The organism is Polyangium jinanense (genome assembly GCF_028435365.1).
On sequence record NZ_JAGTJJ010000007.1, the window covers coordinates 192792 to 210705 of the forward strand.

At 67.0% G+C, this 17914-nt stretch carries 4 protein-coding genes; all 4 read left to right on the forward strand.

What is annotated here, in order from left to right:
- From KEG57_RS17180 to KEG57_RS17195, 4 genes are read left to right on the forward strand one after another with little or no spacing between them, the layout of a single operon-like run.
- The gene (locus tag KEG57_RS17180) at nucleotides 1–4449 is read left to right on the forward strand and encodes a hypothetical protein (RefSeq protein ID WP_272420688.1); all 4449 of its coding nucleotides are present in this window, start codon (nucleotides 1–3) and stop codon (nucleotides 4447–4449) included.
- Nucleotides 4446–6140 (forward strand): hypothetical protein, encoded by a 1695-nt coding sequence (locus KEG57_RS17185; RefSeq protein ID WP_272420690.1) that lies wholly within the window; start codon nucleotides 4446–4448, stop codon nucleotides 6138–6140. The genes KEG57_RS17180 and KEG57_RS17185 overlap by 4 nt, the downstream gene beginning before the upstream one ends.
- A gap of 18 nt (nucleotides 6141–6158) precedes the next feature.
- A complete protein-coding gene (locus KEG57_RS17190; RefSeq protein ID WP_272420692.1) occupies nucleotides 6159–16907 on the forward strand; it encodes a hypothetical protein in 10749 nt (3582 codons plus the stop codon).
- Entirely contained in the window at nucleotides 16886–17896 is a 1011-nt protein-coding gene (locus tag KEG57_RS17195) for a hypothetical protein (protein WP_272420694.1), read from the forward strand. Before KEG57_RS17190 ends, KEG57_RS17195 begins: the two co-directional genes overlap by 22 nt.
- Nucleotides 17897–17914: the final 18 nt, after the last annotated feature.

Sequence of the window (17914 nt, forward strand, 5' to 3'; positions counted from 1 at the left end):
ATGCGCGTCCGACCCATCGCAATGCCGTTCGACGGCGAGCACGCCGTCGCAGTGGAACCCCAAATGGCGCCCGCCGTGGAAGCGGGGTGGCGCGCGCGTTCGAATCTATATACCGGACGAACCCTGACCCACACCACGCTCGCGAGCGATCAAGTCGCGCGCGAGGGGCGGCTCGCCATCGCCGGTCAATGGGTCACGCCCGGCGTCGTCGCGGGGCTCGACGTGCGTTTTTCGCTCGTCGCCGAGAATAAAATGGTCAACGGCACCGAGACCACCGTCATGGTCTCGTACGTCGAGGTGAGCCCGGGCCGAGGCCTCACCGCGAGGGGCGAGGACGTCGTCGTGCCCCGCAAGATGCGCGTGAAGTCGATCGACGTGATCCAGCGCAGTCAGGCGTTCTTCCAGCCGCCCACGTCCGATGGATGGCCCGCCGGGAGCTTTCATGCAGGGGTGCTCGTATTGCGGCCGGTCGTCTGGGAGCGCAAGGATCCGGTCCCCTTCGATCTGGACCCGGAGGATTACGCATTCGAGGATCTACGCATCGTCGAGGGCTGCGAGCTGCTCCTGCACCCGTGGCCGTGGGTGCCCGCCGCGTCGACGCGCAACAGGATCGCCTGGCAGGTCTTCGAGAAGGAGCGCGCGCTCATGCCGGGCGAGGTTTTGCCGTGGGAGATCGAAGGCGTGCCAATCGGGCTCGTCTCCTTGCTCCCCGGATCGGAGACCGGCCACCCTCTCTTTTTCGATCGGCACTCGGTGGTTCGTCGCGGCGGCGTCCCGCGGGCGCGCACCCGGCTCTTCGGCGGAGGAAGCGCGCGGCTCTGGCAGGCGCGCGTCGAGCAGTTCGGCGACGAGATCGCGTCGCTCGATCCCTCGAGATTCGATGACAAAACGGCCATTCACGATTTCCGGTGGCTGCCCCCCTTCGGTGTGTTGCCCAGGGCCGCGATAGACTTCATTCAGTTGAATAGCGAGGGCGCCCCGTGGTTTCTGCAATGGCAAAAGCAGTTCTTTTCCGGCAACTTCTACGTCGAGGTCGCTCCGGTGCCCATCGAGCAGCTCGACGGGATCCTCGCCGCGTGCGCGTCGCTGGCGCCTCTCGATACGAAGGAGGCTGCTCGCGTCCGCTTGCTCGTACCCGTGACCGAGCGTGATTACGAGCCAGGGCTGCTCCAGCCCGAGTTCGTGTCGCCAGCGTTCGGAGAGGCCATCGGAAATGGGCTCACCCGCCTCTCGGAGTGGCTGTGGCGCAGGGATTACGTGCGCGAGCGGCAGACGGTCCTGCTCGACTCGCTCGAGGGTAAAAAGACCGATCGGTTCCCATCGGTCGACGCGGGCGCCATTGCGGACGAGCCGGAGCCCTCGTATCCCGAAGCGTATCCCGAGAAGGCATACGGCACCGACGGCGACCTGATCCCCGCCCTCGAAGAGGCGCTCGCAGCGCGATGGCTCGACGGCACGTGGGAAGATCCTCGGACCCTCAAGGACAAGATCCACGACGTCGCCGACATCTCGCTCGCGCGCGCCGCAGACGGGGCGCTCGAGGGGCTCGTCGCCAGCGGTATCGGCGCGTATTGGATCCGCCGTGACTCCATAGGCTATCGAGTGGCGGCCTTGCCCTTCGGATCGAACGAAACGATGTCCCGCGCGGCCGCCGTGAATACGGGGGGCCCGCACGTGGATCTGTTTGGCATTGTTGCTTTCAATGGGCAGCAAGGCCAGCTCCGCCGCTGGCGCTGGTCGAGCACGCTCGGGCGATACGAGATGAGCACGGTCTACACCGGGTTCAATCCCACGGCCTCGCTCGCGGCCGTATCCCTCGGCAATGGGTACGCTGCCGTCTTCGTCGTGAGCGGCAACGATCTCCATTGTATCGTTCAGAGCCTGTCCAGCAACCTGAACGTGCTCGTCGCGTCGCGGCAGCTGCCCAGCTCGCAGGTGTTCACCGGCTCCGTCTCGGCGATCTTCCACGAGGGGAAAGCCTATGTCTTCGCGAGCGTCTACGATGGCACCACGAAGCTCACCTGGTATTCGGCAACCATCAGCACCGCCCCTCCATCCGTCGCGTGGTCGGCGCAGGCCGTGAACGCCGCCGTCGAGCCGATGTCGACGAAGAGCATCGGCCTCGTCGCCACGAATTCGTCGAGGATCGACGTCGTCGTGAACCAGGACGACAGGCCCATGATGCGCGGATGGCTCGAGAACAACATTTTTCAGGGTTTCGAGCAGGTGACCGAGGACAACATCATCGGCTCGTTCGCGGTCACGCAGCGGCGCGAGGGGTTCCTCGATCTCATTTATCACGACAGGTCGAACAGTAGGATCGTTCATCGGTTGCTCGGCGGGGCGAATTCGCGCGTGATCGCCGCGTGGGACCACAATGACGCGCTCGTCCTCGACGCCGTGCGCACGCCCGAAGGCGGGTTCGAGGTGATCGACGCCCTCCAGCCGCCGACCGGCGGTCCGTACTCCCTCCATCATTACGTGAAGAAAGCGGATGACGCGCGCCAGATGATCGCGCAGAAGGGCCTCCAGGGGCTCGTCGCGGAGATCGATCAGAAGAGGCAAAAGGTCGAGGATTTCATCGAGAGCGGGTTCCTCCGCGTCCAGAGCGAGGTCCAGCGCGCGAGGCAGCTCATGATCACGGGGACGACCGAGGCGAGCCGGCTCGCGGTGTCGCCGGTCCTCGGCGTCGCCATGGGGCAGAGCCCGGCCGCCACGCGATACGATCTTGAAGGTCTCTTCCGCCGCACGCGATCGCGCAGCGAGCGCCGAAAGCTCAGCCTGCCCGACGCGGTGGAGGCGCTCTCGGACGCGGCCAACACCAAGGCCGACATCCTCGGCAGCGTCGCGTGGCTCGTCCGCGAATACGATCTCGACACGACGAAGCTCGTCATCCGAGGCCTCGCGTACCTCGAGGGGGAGCAAGTGGTGTTGGCCCAGAAAAACGGCGAACCGACGAAGGTCGTCCTGCGCGAGGACATACCCCTCGAGCTCGTGTATTGGTCGAACAGCGTAGTCCAGTCGGTGATGACCCGGATCAAGGCCGAGGTGGAGCGCATCCCGACCACGCTCGTCCACAACATGCTTTCGTGGGCCGAAGGCGATTACTTCCGGGCTGCGGTGGAGCTCCACGAGCATTCGCTCGCGCTCCTGCGCGATCTCGAGCGGGTGGCGGGGGGGCTCGTCGACGTGGCCGAGTATTACGAGAAGGTCAAAGCGAAGATCGAGGAGTTCGTGAAGGAGGCCGGCGTGCGCCTCCAGGAAATCGAAGGCGAGGTGGCCGAGGCGCGGGTCGACATCACCGCCGCGCGCGCGCTGCTCGCCGAGGAAACGATTCGCGTCGACGGGGTCAATGCGCGGCGCCTGGACGTCTTGCAGAATCGAGTGCCGTATTTCGTGTACCACCGGCCCCGCGGCATCGACCCCGCGGCAGAGATGCCCGCGGTCGATCTCATCCCCGGATCACTCGGGGCCATCCTGCCCGCGGCCTTCGCGACGACGGTCGAGCCGCCGGACGATCTGCGCGAGCTTCTCGATCTCTTGCGCGACGCGCCGATCGGCTGGTTCACGCAGGGTCCGGTGATCCTGCGGGATTTGGACAAACTCGACATCCTCCGGCGCGCGCTGCTCATGGCGCGGGCGCGCGCGGGCGTGGCGCCCGAGCGGGTATTCGTCGCGGTGAGCCCCGCCGCCGTGAAGCTCACGGGGATGTGGAACGCGTGGTCAGGGGCGATCAAAAACAAACGCGTCGCGTCGGCGGGTTACGTCATTCGCCCGAAAGAGGAGCAGAGCCTGAGGGATCTGCGGCGCGCCGCGGAGGAGATCGTTTCGCTCGGCGATCTGGCCTCGGGAGAGCACGGCGGGCCTCGCGTGGCCCGGCGCGCGGCCGAGGAGCTCGAGCACATCGCACGCGTCGCGACGAGCGTTTATCTGCGCTTTGGCAAGGTGCCGGCGACCTTGCGGCTCGCGTGGTCGGAGGTCATGGGGCCCTACGATCCGGCCGTGGGCCTGCGGAGCCTCGCTGCATTGCCGCGATGGGACGAGGTCGACGTCGTCCTGCGGCTCCACTTGCAGGCGCTCGTCGATTGGCTCTTCTCGCGCGTGAATGCGGCCGAGCCCGAGGCGATGGGCCTGATGAACGACATCGTGCGCGCGGCGCTCCTGCTCGCGAGCCACGTGCCCGTGGATCGGCTCGTGTCGGGCCCGGTGGCGAAAGACGTGCTCGCGAAAGTCGGCGGGCTCTTCGAGGTGACCGTGGACGCGGAGCGGCTGCGCGCGGGGATGCACGCCATCGTCGCGGTCGAGTCGAATACGGTGCAAGGGGTCGTGGAGGATCTCGGCCCGAATGCGGCATTCGTGCGCGTCATTCGCGCGACCGCTTCGGCCGTGCAGATCCCGAAGGGCGCGACGGTCACGTTCTCCGAGCCGTCCTCGGGGGCGAACACGTGACGGTGGAGGCGCTGCGGCGTGTGGGGACCTTGCGCCTCCAGGCGAGGCGCGAGGAGCTCGTGCGCCGCGGCGCGCTTTTGTTCGAGGACGCGCTCCGGACGGCTTCATTACCGGGGGCAGGGCCGGGGCGGGTGCTCCTCTTGCGTTGGCTCGATATCGGCGTGATACGAGCCGACATGCCGCCCGCGAGCGTGGCGCTCGCGCTCGAGCAGCGGGTGCGCGCACTCGTGTCGTCGGCGGTACACGGCGAAGAGCCCGGTGCCGAGCGCGCGGAGGTGGTGTTTTTTCGCGACGAAATCGAGCCCTTCGTGGCGCTCGCGCGGCGCTTGGGCCGAGGCGGGCGCGCGGACGCGTGGTTTTGGCCGCACGCGGCACCGGGGTTCGTCCCGGGGATGGGTCGCGAAGAAGCGCTGCGATTTGCGCTGCGGGGCGTGATGGAGACCGGCGCGGGGCCACTCGCGGCGGCGGCGCTCGTCGAGGCACTTTTTTCGACGCGCGGGGCGCTCGAGCCGCTGCTCTTCGTTTTGCGATGGCAGGAGGGATCGGCGCTCGTACGGTCGCTCGGAGGGATGACGGCCGAGGCGCGTCCGTTCGTCCAGACAGACTCGATGAATGCGGCCGCGCCTTCGATACGCACGAAATCGTTTCGCGAGACCATCGCTCGGTTCGCCGCGAGCTGGGGGCCGAGCGACGCGCGATCGGTATGGCTCACGGCGATGTTTTTGTTGATCGAGGAGCCCGGTCGAATCGCGGATCCGCGCCTTGCAGAGCGCGCGGCGGCGGTCGCGACGGCGATCGTCGCGACGAACGGAGACCCGCAGGAGCGAGGGCAAACCACGACGAAGGACGAGGCCGTGGCAGAGTCGCCACTCGCAGCGCCGGCGCCCGCGGGCGAGGTTGTCGAAACGAACTCGGCGGGAGGGCGTGTCGAATTCAAAGGGAAACCCGCGCGAGACGCCGCCGAGGAGACGGACGGAGCGAGCGTGGGCGTCGCGGGCGAACCCCGCCCGGAAAAACCCCGCCCGGGCGGACCTCGTGAAGGGGGTGGGTTGTCCGAAGCTTCGCCGAGGGGCGTTTCCGACGAACCCGCCGCGGCCGCGCGGATCGCGGGCCTTTCGGGATTCGCGAAGGGAGCACTTGTCGGGAAAGTTTCACCCGACACGGCGGACGAAGAGCCCTGGGCGACGGGGGGCTGGGGCGACGGAATTCTGCGGCCTACGGTGGTCGGCGGCTTGTCTTTCTTGATTCCGGTGCTCGAGCAAATCGGAATTTCGGCGCGGCTCGAGGCCGATCCGCGCCTCTTCGACGTCGGGCTCGCGGCGCGCTTCTTCGTCAGTGTCGCTCGTCGTTTCGGCGCGCCTGCCGAAGATGCCGCGTTCCTCGCGCTCGGCGGCGATCGCGTGGACGCAAGCTTCGAAGATCCGGCGCTCGGGGAGGAGGTCGAGAGGCTCGTGCGCGAGCTCCTGCTCGAGGCGCGGAGGTTTTGCCGGAGAAACCTCCGGCTCGGGCTACGCGACTTGGTCTGCCGCCCGGGCCGCATCGGGTCGACGCGCACGCACATCGACGTCGTCTTCGATCTGGAAGCGGTCGACATCCGCGTGAGGCGAGCGGGGCTCGATCTGGATCCGGGATGGGTGCCTTGGCTCGGCCGGGTGGTGAGGTATCATTATCTGCACGGCGCAGACGCGTGAAGGGGAGCCCGGGAAGACATGCCACCCCAATTCGCACAGAGCCCGACGAAGACCGAAAAGAGCGCCGCGCCTTCTCCGCGCAGCAAGTCCGCCGAGCCTTCCGGCAAGGCCGGCCTGCCGGCGTATTTGGCCAAGCACGTCGAGGACCCCGCGAAGCAAAAGGAGCGCGAGCGGCTCGAGGAGCTCGACGCCGCCGTCACCTCGGCGGAGTGGAGGGCGTGCGCGGGTGATCTCATGGTCTGGGACGCGGATCCGCTGCCGCCCGGGCCGAGCCCGAAGGATTTTCGGAGCGCCGCGTATGATCTGAAATGGAAGGGCGCGGCCGGCGACGCCCCGCTCGCCGCCTTCCTCGAGGCATTGCCGCCGGAGCGTGCGCCCCACAAGGAGGCGCTCGCCGCGGCGACGAAGGATCACGCGGCCGACATCAAATACGTGACGACGCTCGATCAAGCCATCGCGCAGTTCACATCCGGCGGCTCCGCGGCGAATGTGTCGTCCGCGTTCCTCGGCGCCTATCTGCCGATCAGCCCCGACGGCAGGCGGAACATGCAGGCCGACCCCTCGCGGCTCACCGCGCTCCGCAGCTTCACGCCCAAAGCGACGCGGAGCGAGACGGCGGAGATCCGCGAGGCGGCGCGCGTCGCGATGCTGCAAAAGCTCGAGGCGCCAGTCACCTCGGCGATCGGCGCGCCGGAGAGCGAGAAAAAGGAGCGCGAGGAGATCGAGGCGGCGTACAAGGAGCTGCACAAGAAGATCGACGTCGCGCTCGGGAAAGCGCCGCCGTCGAAGAAGCGCGCGGAGCGGAAGCTCGAGGAGAAGCAGCTCGCCACGATCAAAGAGCTCGTCCAGGCCGCGAAGCCGAAGGTGCGTGATCGCCTCTATGCCGACGCGTCCCTGATGGCGAAGCTCAGGCAATACACGAGCGCCACGCAGATGGACGGCCTCGTCGCGGAGCTCGATCAGACGAGCGCCGTCATCAATCGGATGATGCAGGCCCGGATGGCCGCGGCGGGATCGCCCGACAAGGCCGTGATCGACGCGCTCGCGTCGTATTGCACCGAGCATTCGGGGGAGACGGGCCGGGCCGCGCGCGATCGGCTGATGCGCGATCAGCGCTTTCACGCGGCCTTGCGCCCGCCGATTTCGACGCCCGCCCGCCGGAGGGCGCTGCGCCTCGTCGAGAGCGGAATCGACGAGCCCACGCCGCTCGACGGCGTCCATGCGGCGGTCGCCGCGAGCAACTCCGTCGATCTCGGCGCGGCGCTCGCGAAGCTCCTTTCGGATCGCGAAACGCTCCTCGAGCTCCGGTTCGATCTCAAATTTCACCATGCAATGCTCTCGTTCCAGGGCACGGTCACGGTGGATGGCCTCACGGCTCGCCCGTACGACCTCTGCCTGCAGGCCTGGGGTTTGTCCGGGGTATTCAAGTTGCCCGGTTCCCCCGACGCGCAGGTGCAGGAGAACGTCAGCGACAACGCGGACCCGCCTTCGCAGAAGGAGCTCGACGAGCTCTACGAGACGGTGTTTTACCCGAAGATCGACGAGCTATACGCCCAGCTCGATACGTGGACGTACGTATCCGACAGCAACGTGCTCGGCATCCTGCACGGGTTTCAGGCCGACGTCGCGAAGGAGCCTCACGTCACGATCGTACGGCGCGGAAAGATCGCGCCGGGGCCGAAGTTCCTGGAGCTCTACGAGCAAAAGCACGGCGCAGGGCTGCGCGCGAAGATCAACGCGGGGATCGACGCGGGGGCGAACCTCGCCGAATGCGAGCGCGTGCTCGGGATCCGGCGCGACTCGGCGGCGACGGACGCCGCGCAAGGAAAGGATCTCGCCGGCCCCCGAAAAGCCGCCGGCCTCGAGCAGGCGCTGCGCGAGGTGCTCGCGGACGACAAGCCGGTCACGCTCTGGATCCACGAGTGCGCGCAGAAAATATACGACGAGGTCAACGAATTCTCGTACGCCGATAGCAGCGATATCGAAACCGCATTCAACGAGCTGAAATCGCACGTCACGGACGCGAAGCTCAAAGAGGTTGGTGACCTGACGGGCAAGGGGCCGCCCAATTTGTACGTGCTGCACGAGGCGGCCTATCAAGAGCTCGGCGGGTCGCTGAGCGTCGATATCACGAAGAGGACCACGCCAGAGGAGAGGGCAAGCGCGCTCGCCGCCGTCGGCATGAACCAGGAGGCCATCGACCAGCGCACATACGGCGACGACACGACCGCGCAGCGCCGCGGCATGCTCGAGGCAGCACGGAAAAAGGCCGCGGGCGAGCTCTTTTCATTGCTCGAGCGGGCCGCCCCGCACAACTTGCAGGCCATCGGGCAGAAATACGCGGAGGCGAGGGCGCCGAAGCCCGAGAACCTGCCCCCGAACAAGGAGGGGGACGCGGACCCCGACGCAGCGGCGGAGCTCGAGAAGTTTTACCGCGCGGAGTATGGCATCACGGTCGCGCATCATTTCGTGATGACCGCCGAGCGCGTCGCGAACAACCCTTACCTGTCGCAAGGAAAGAAAAAGGAGCAGCTCCTCACTGAAATGGGCGGACCCGTCGAGGGCGCGCCGATCGCGGTCGCCGCCGACGAACTCGCGATCAAGGACAGGTTCTCGGTCTCCCCGGAGTTCAGCGAGGAGACGGCGGAGCAGATCGCCTCGGAAATCCAGGCCGAGCTCAAGCAACCCTTCCCGCGAGCTCAGATCATCGGCGACAAACTCGCAGGGTACCTGCCCGAGGAGCAGCGCCTCATCCAGGCCCATTTCCGCAAGGTGAGCGGAGGGCTGGACATACGGTTCTTCGTGCAATCCCACCAGGCGAAGCGGATGCCGCAGGGCCAGGGAGGGCTGCAAGGCAGCCGCGCCGAGGTGGAGCGATTGCTCGAGCTGACCGAGAAGGGCAAGAGCTCGTTCGTGGTCAAGCTACGTATCTTCGCCGAGGCAGGCGACGTGGACGCGATTTTCCGCGCGATCGAGAGCGCCAAGCCGGAGGACAGGAGCGCGGCGCTCGCCGACGGGCGGACGATGGCGGCGCTGCGAGGCGCCGGCCGTGACGTCGAGTGGAATCGAATCTACAAGGGTTTGACGAATCAGGCCGACATCGTCGACATCATGGAGTCGCGCGCCCACGGCAAGGGCGGCATCTCGGGGCTCTTCAGCTTCACGCACGAAGAGGGGATGCGCAACGACATCCGCGCGTACATGCGCCGGCGAAAAGCCGCGCTCGTGAAGGAGGTCGACGCGGACGAGGCGTTCCAGAAGAGGTCGAAGGAAGAAAAAGGGGCGGAGATCATGCGGCGCATGCGCGAGGAGTGCGTGCGCACGTTCGCGGATCCGAACCTGCGAGCGATCATCGACGGGGAGCTCTCGGGCGCCGAGATGTCCGAGATCCAATCGATGGTCCTGCACGGCGGCGAGGCGGCGCCCGGCGATCTCGTGCTCACGGGGAGCGATTGGAGCGACGCAGACGGGGCCATTTTGCCGAAGCTCCGCACGCTGTCCGACGCGGATCGGGCGCGATTGCGCAAGGATCCCGAGTTTTTGACGAAGCTCGGGGACATGCTCGACGATCCGAGCGAGATGCGGCAGGCGATGAACATCCTCTATGGCACGACTGCCGAAAACCCGGCGGAGGGCGGAGAGGATCACCTGTCGGCGCTCGAGGCAAAGTCGCGCCCCTATCCGACGTATTACGCCGGCCAGGGGGGCAAACCCGCTGGGGGGACCTCGCCGGGCGCACGAGGAGCACCCCGCCGCGCGGACGCGCAGGAGATCCTCGATCACCTGGTGCAGCTGTCTCCGGAGCAACTCCGGGCCTTGCTCGCCGACGCGTCGCTCGTCGAGCAGGTGCGCAAGGCTTGCGGCCACGACGCTGCTCGGCTCGAGATGATCGAGCGGATCCTCGATTTCGACATCGAATCGACCGGCGCGCCGGACCCAATCGCGGGCGCGAACGACGCGATGGCGAAGGCCAAGGCGCGGCTGCGCGTGATCGAGCACCAAGCGAAAACGGGGCTCGCCGCGGCGTCGATGATGTCCTGGAATGCGACGCTCCGGCAAGCGCAGGCCGTTTACCGGACGGAATGCAAGATCGAGCAAAAGGATGAAAAGAAGCCGGCGGGCGAGCCGAAGAAGGAAGAAGCAAAGCCCGCCGCGCCCTCGACGAAGACGGACGGCAACAAAAAGGAGAAGACGTACGGGGACGACGATCTCTTCGCGAAGGTAGGCACGACGTCCAAGGCGGAGAATACCGCGGCGCGCGGTCGGGTATGGAAAGAAGTCAAAAACGAGGTGACGGAGAACCTCGCGAAATCGGGCAGCGGTACGCCGTCCGACGTGAACGCGGGCGACGTGATTGGCAGGGCGGTGCTCGGAGAAGAGGATCCCACCGACGCGTACTTCAAGGAGCAGCTGGGGATCGACGACGACGAGGAGGGAATGCTGGCCGCGGTGCGCGGGGCCTCGAACGAGCACTTGATCCACGAATGGACCTCGGTCACCCGCGCGAAGCCGCCGCCCGGCGGGAGCGCGGAAGATACGCTCCAGGCGAAATACGACGCGTGGGTCGCGGCGCGCAAGGGGGAGGAGACGGCCGAGAAAGAGGAGGCCGAGAAAAACAAACCCAAAGGGCCCGAGGCGAGCACGCCGCCGACGAGCGACGAGCTTCCAAAGCCGAACGATACGAGCGCAGCCGCCAAGGCGGCCGAAGGGCCCAAAGGCCCCGACGGGAATGCCGCGCCGCCGCCCGCCCCGGCCCAAAGCGTGCCCGGGGTCAACGAAAAGGCCGCGCCCGAGCCGGAGCCGGAAAAGCCACCGGAGCCCTACCACACGCGCACCCTCGTGGCGCGCGCGGTCTTCGCGGGTCACGTCATCGACGTCTCGAAGAGCTTCGACGATCTCGTCCTGAAACATACCGGCGGCGCCTTCGCGGACGACGCCGAATACACGGACGAGGACAGGAAAAAGCGGCGCGCTCGAGACAACAAAGAATACACCGACCTACGCAAGCTCGTGCGGGACCGCATCCCGGGGCTGCCGTCCGCGATCATCGCGTCGGCGATCGGCGCGCCGCACGAGGGCGCGAACCCCGCAGAGCAAAAGGCGGAGCTCGCGCTCATCCAGGGGCCGACGCGCGCCGCGACGACGCAGTTCGAGTTTTTCCAGGACGATTACAAGCTTCAGCGGACCCGCGACGGCACGAGCGATGCGGGCTTCGATCTCCAGGCGTCTTTCGGCGTGAGCGGCGGCTCCCTCGACATCGCGAACGAGGAATACCGGGCCGCGCTGCGCAAGGCGCGCGTCACGCAAAAAGAAAAAGGCGAGCTCTACGGCGACGTCACCGAGACGGAGGCCGAGGAGGAGATCGCGCCGGCCGCGGAGCGCGCCAAAGAGGCGCTGCAGGAGTTCCGGCAAGCGAAGGCGAAGGTCGCAAACATCGCCGCGACCGTGGTGAGCACGCTCGTGGCCGCGGTCGTGACGGTATTGACCGCGGGCGCGGCTGGCCCGCTCATGGTGGCGCTCGCGGGCGCGCTCGTCGGCGCGAGCTCGGCGGCGGCGGGCGCGCTCGTGCACGAGGCGATCGAGGGCAGCGATTACGAGCTCGGAAACGAGGGGCTCAAATCGATCGCGACGGACGCGGTGATGGGCGCGGTGACGGCGCTCGGCGGATACTGGGCGCGGAGCGCGATCGCGAGGATCGCCGAGACGCGCAAGATGGCAGGGGCCCTCTCGTCAATCCAGAAATCCATCAAGGAGATGCCGCCAGCGACGCGGTTCTTGATCGAAGCTGCGGAGCAGGGCGTTTACGGGGCCGCCGATACAGCGCTCAATGGACTCACAGGGAGCGCGGCGGCGCTCTTGAACCCGTTTGATCTGGTCAAACACGGGCTCAACGAGGGATGGCAGCGAAACCTGAAGGCGGCGAAGGAGCGTTTGGCCTCGGTGCCCGGCGAGGCCTGGCACGCGTTCGTCACGGGCGCGCTCCAGCATTCGCTCTCGCAGGGCGCAGGTAAGCTCGGGGAGAAGGCGCGGAAGAAGCTCAAGCTGCCGGAGAAGGCTCACCCGCCGCCGGCGCCCGTGCCCGCGGGCAAACCTGGCGACGTGAATCGGTTCGTCGCCGCAGCGTCGCCGAAAGGAAAGGCCGCGCGCGCGCAGGCGATCGCGATGATGCGCGGCAACGTGGAGCAGGCGCCGCTCCAGGCGCTCGTCGAGCTGATGACGAGCGAGGAGACCTACAGGAGCAGCGGGAACATCGGCGACAGGTACCTCGAGCACCTCGGCGGTGGTTTGTCGCAAGGGATCAAAGATACGTGGATGTTCCACCACCGCGAGCGGCTCCTCGCGACGCGGAGGGTGAAGCGCGCGGACGAATTGCTCACGAAGCGCGGCCTGAAGCCCGAAGAGGGCAAGGGCGATACGGGCAGTCCATATCGCACGAACCCGAAAGACGACGCGGGCGGCCCGAGGATGACCCCGGCCGAGCACGAATCGTACATGATGCACGCGCTGCGCGGCCAGCGCAACGCGGAGGCATTGCCAGGTCGCGCCGAGGACCTCGCGGTCGCAGATCCGGAGATCTGGCTGCGGCAGCACCGGGCCGACGTCGCCGAGCGTCACGAGAGCGTGATCGCGAGGGCGAGGGACTCGTACGATGAAGCACGCAAGGAGGGCCGGAAGGAGACGGTCGAGGAGCACCTCGACGCGCTCGCCGTTCAAGAATACCAGGCGCTCGTCCAGGCGAGGCACGGCGAGCCCGGCGTCTCGTTCGAGGATTTCGCCGACGCGATTCACGACTCCTACCGGCGGCAGAAGCAGGACCGCGGGGAAGAGCGGGTGCGCGACGCGGAGAAGAGGCTCGAAAATCATCCAGACCTGATGACGGACGCCGAGCGAGCGGCCTATCTCGAGCACGTCCGGCGCGATGAAGACCTCGACTTCGCGCATTGGAGCGGGAACGCCGCGGTGCCCAAGCCGGAGGCCTGGCTGGGCAAGCACCAGAAGGAGGTCATCGATCGCGTCGACAAGGCGATCGCCGAGGCGGACGCGCGCGCGAAGAAGGCCCGCGACGAGGGCCAAATCGAGCAGACGTCGCTCGAGCAAATGGCGCTCGAAGTTTACAGAGCGCTGGCCCGCGCAAATCACGGCGTGGCCGGGGTCGATCCAGCTTCGCTTCTGGCCTACATGAAGGCGCGTGGGGCGCGGCACGCGGGGCGCAACGAGCACGAGCGGAGGCTCGCGCACGGGCTCGCGCCGGGCTCCGTCGGGGCGCTCGTGAAAATGGGCGCGGACGCCCTCGTGGCCGCAGGGATCAAAGGAACCGTCGAGATTTACGTGACGGGCGCCGGGGCCGTGAAGCCGGGCAAACCACCGCCGATCCAGGAGCTCACGTTCGAGCACGGAGACACGCTCGAGGTCGTGATCGTGGTCAAGCCGGACCCCTCGGCGCCCAAACCCACGCCCGAGCAAATGGCGTTCGTCGCGCAGGCGATGAGCGCGGTCGAGGTCCAGGGGCGCAAGCACGTCGAGAAACCCAGTGACATTCGACCCGGCGACAGGTTCACGAAGATCGCCGTGAAGGCACGGGCCGTCGCGGAACCCGAGTTTTACGCGGAGACGACGAAGAAAGGCGCGCCGAACGAGCCGCTCGCGCTGGGCGAAAAGGGCGCGCCGCGGGCCCCCTTCCGGATCGATGGCGTATCGCCGCAATATCGGCCCCCGCCCGCGAGCGCGAAGGGCCATGGAGAGCTCACGCCGCGCGAGATTTATGACAAACACGGGCCTTTGCGCACGCCCGAGCAGGCCTTGAAGGCCATGAAGGAGGTCAAGAACTGGGCGGACCTCAAGGCGGCCTTCAAGAACGATCCGGCGAGCGCGCAGGCCATCGTCGACGCGCGAGAGATGTGGGTCGACGCGACCCTGAAGGCCCTCGGCAAAAAATACGGCGTCGAGCTGCGCGCCGTGGGGAGCACGACGCTCGTCTCCGATTACGATTTGCAGCTCTTCGCCAAGCACCTCGTCGCCGAGGGAAAGGCGGGCGCGGAGAAACACCACAACGTCGCCGAGATGGTGGCGGAGTTCAACAAGAAGGCGCGCGAGGTTTTTGGCGCCGAGTCGGGCACGACGCTCGACACGAACGTCTACGATTACGGCGAGGCGATGCACCTGGCGTCCGGGTACGCGCCCGATTTTCTCGGGAACGACACGCAGGTCCGCCACGAGAACGACCGGCTGCAGGACATCATGTCCCTCGCGAAGGTCCGCCGGTACATCGGGTCGGACGTGCAAGAGAAAGGGCTCTCTCGGCAGGAGGCGCAAAAACGAGCCGAGGAGGCGTGGAACGAATACACCAAAAAAGAGCTCGAGCTCGCGCCGCCGGAGATGCGGAGCGAGATCGCAGCCCGGATGCAGGAGGCACAGAAGCGGTTCCTGGACGCCGAAGCCAAAATCGACGCGCGCGCGGCGAAGATCGAGGCGGATGCGAAGGCGGACGGGTCGGAACACGCGGGGACGGCGGACGTCCGGCTGCGCGCGGCGAACGAGCTCTACGCCGAGGCGCTGGGCAAAGTCGACGCGTGGCGAAGGGAGCGCGACGCCGCGCTCGAAGCGCTGGCGAAGGACCCGAACAACGACGAGCTGCGCAGTTCCGTCGACGAGTTGACCCTTCGAATCCGCACGCAAATGGCCGTGGCGGCGCTCTACGCCAACGAGGTCTACAACAGCGAAGGCGCGGTTTTGCACGTCGTCGGGGGGCAGGCCGGAGAGGGCAAGACGCTCAGCGATGCCCACATGATCCAATCGATGCGCGAGCAGTTCGGCGACGCGCTGAAGGACCTCTCGCCCGACCATTACGGATCGGAGCCCGACCGCGCAGCGGTGCAGACATCGAAATACCTCGGCCGCTACCTCGAAAGCCTCCGCCACCTCGAGATCCCCAAGCTGCTCGACGGCGCGGCGGGCACGCTCGGGCCGGAGCGCGTCGCGGAGTTCAAGGCGATCATCGCTGCATTGGAGGCCATCCACGGACTCAAGTCGATGCGCTCCGATCCCACGACGTTCGACGAGGCCGCGATCGAGGCGGCGCTCCGCAAGCAGCCCATGAAAGAGCTCGTCGGTTCCGACGGGAAGCTCGACGTCGCGGCGCTGCGTCGCGTTTTGATCGACCTCACGCAGGCGGCGACGGCATTGGCGCGAGGAAAAGCCGCAGAGAAGGCTCCGCCGCCAGGCACGGAAAACGAGGGCGTGGGCGGCACGTACGGGAAGGACGTCTACGAGGGCAAGGGGAGCGTCAACAACGACAAGCTCACGGATTGGGCCAAGAAGACCGCGCAATCGGGGCGCGAGCTCGTGCACAAGAGCCAGATCGTCGATGCGCCGGACGGCCTGAAGCTCGCCGTGCCCCACCCAGACGATCCCTCGAAGACCATTCTCGTCGAGGTGACGCTCGAGGCGGTCGCCGTGCTGCCGCCCGGGCCTCACGAAGAGAATGGCGTCGACGAATCGGGCCCCGGACGCGTCATCGTGAAATACGAAGGCGGAAAGTGGACCGCGCACGTCCTCGTGCGACGCCGCCTCCACCCCAACCAGGAAGTCCCGCACGTGCTCGTGCACGAGCTGTCCGAGGTCGCCGACATCGTGTACAAGCACCCGGAGGCGTCCGAGGAGACCATTCGGAAGGAACAGCAAGCGAAGGTGTGGAAGAGAGGCAGCACGGAGACCGACATGACCGCGCACGATCGCGCGGCCGTCGAGGAGCTCGTGTCGCTGCACGATGGGATACCGAAGAAGGAGCGGAACATCGAGACGATCCGCGGCAGCCTGGATGCGAACGAGCAGCTCCTCGCCGCCGACCGCGTCGAGCTCGACAAGTTGAAAAAGACGGCAGGAGCCGACACCGCCAAGATCCAGGAGCTCGAAAATGAGATAAATAAGAGAGAGAAGGGCATCGTCTCGCAGAAAAATACTCTCAAAGAAAAAGAGGACGAGCTTCGTCCCCTGGTCGCTCGGCGTGGCCGGATGCTCGAGGCCATGGGGCTACGCGACCCGGCCGACCTGCCGAAGAAGCTCGAGCTCTTGCGAAAGGCGGGGGTGCCCGACGAACTCGTGGAGCGAATTCACGACGACCTGGCGCTGCCCGTCCAGCAGAGGGAGGCGGATGCCGCATACCGGCGTTACGAGGCGGGGCCGCGGCCGCAGGCAGGGACGGTCTTCTTGGATGCGCACGTCATGCAGCACCTGATGTACCCCAGGGACCTCCACAAGACCGAGGAATTGTGGACGGAGCGCGGGCTCTCGGGAGGACACGACGACAAACGGGTCAAAGAATGGCTCGCGCACCGGCCCGAGATCGAACTGGTCCATATCAAGAGCAAAACACTCCCGGACGGCACCGGCGTGCATCTGTACGAGCAATATCGCTGGAAGGGCCCGGGCGAGGTGCCGACGAAACCGGACGAGCGGCCGGGCGGTTCGATGTGCGACATGTCCAAATGGATGAAGGCCGACCAACCCAAGACGACCGCAGACGATCTGGCCGCCGTCCTGCGCCTCGGCGAGGATGCGCTGGTGGCATGGCATGCGAGCGTGAAGCCCAGAGACGACAACGATCGATTCGGGCGCGACAAGGACGGCAAAGGCACGGCTGCGACGAAAGACGGCGTCGAGCTCGGCGGGTACTACGAGGCGGTGCCCCCGAATGCGCCGGCGACGGCCTACCAGTTCATCCTGAACACCGTATACTTGGACGCACGATGGTTCTTAAAGACGACCTGACGCTGGACGTGGACGGCTTGCGGCTCCGCTTGAAGCAGACCGAGGCAGGGCCGCTGCTCGCCACGGACCATCCACGCGACGACCCGCGCTCGACGCTGGCGTACGTCGTGAACACTGCACTCACGGGAGGCTGGTCCGACCTCGAAGAATCGATCATGCAGCGCCGGGGCACGAACGTCCCCCAGGCGATGGGCGCCACGCCCGTGCGCCCCGAGGACGTCGCGTACGCGGACCGGTTGAACTGGCGCAACCTCGGCGGGAGGACGCTCGACGATACGGATGCATTCATCATCGGGACGACGTTCACCAGCGCCGACATGATCATGCCGGGCAAGACCCTTCTCCGGATCCTGCGCAAGCTCGGTGAGCTCCGAGGACAGCGGCCGCCGTCGGGAGAAGCCGAGCCCGAGGCGCCCCCCACCCCCACGGAGCCGCCGTTTTCCCTGCTCACGGGCAGCACGGCGATCGAGCTCGACGAGCGGGCCGCGGAGCTCGACATGGTGGCGCGCAAGACCCCGAAGACGCCCCGGGACGAGGGGACGGAGCTGGGCGGGCGGACGTGCTTGCTCATCGAAATGGATGCCGCGGGCCTGTTCGAGGAGGGCGGCGAAGAGGAAAAACGTCAATGGCTCGTCGAGGCTCGATTGACGGCGCTCCTCGGGTATTACGACGCCGGTGTGGCGCTCCTTCGCTACCTGCGGGATCCGGCGCGCAAGAGGTACATTCCGGACGCGCCCGAAGGCGAGGGGGTGCTCGACGCGTGGGTGTCGATCGATTGGTTTCGCCTGGGCATACCGACGCCGCCCTCGATGAAACCCGTGAATTGGCTCGGCTTCTGCGAGCGCACGTTGCGGGAGGCCGAACCCGATCCGAGCGAGGACGAGGGGGAGGTCTACACGACGATCGGGAGCGAGAGATACCATATCGAATGGCGCAGGGACGTCCGTAGGCCTGCCGTCCTCCGCGCTTCCGTGGTGGTGCGATCTTGACCGCGCCGGCGCGCCGCC

Excerpts from the sequence above, each read along its gene's own strand:
- KEG57_RS17180 (WP_272420688.1), top strand. The coding sequence starts at position 1 with ATGCGCGTCCGACCCATCGCAATGCCGTTCGACGGCGAGCACGCCGTC.
- KEG57_RS17190 (WP_272420692.1), top strand. The coding sequence starts at position 6,159 with ATGCCACCCCAATTCGCACAGAGCCCGACGAAGACCGAAAAGAGCGCC.
- KEG57_RS17195 (WP_272420694.1), top strand. The coding sequence starts at position 16,886 with ATGGTTCTTAAAGACGACCTGACGCTGGACGTGGACGGCTTGCGGCTC.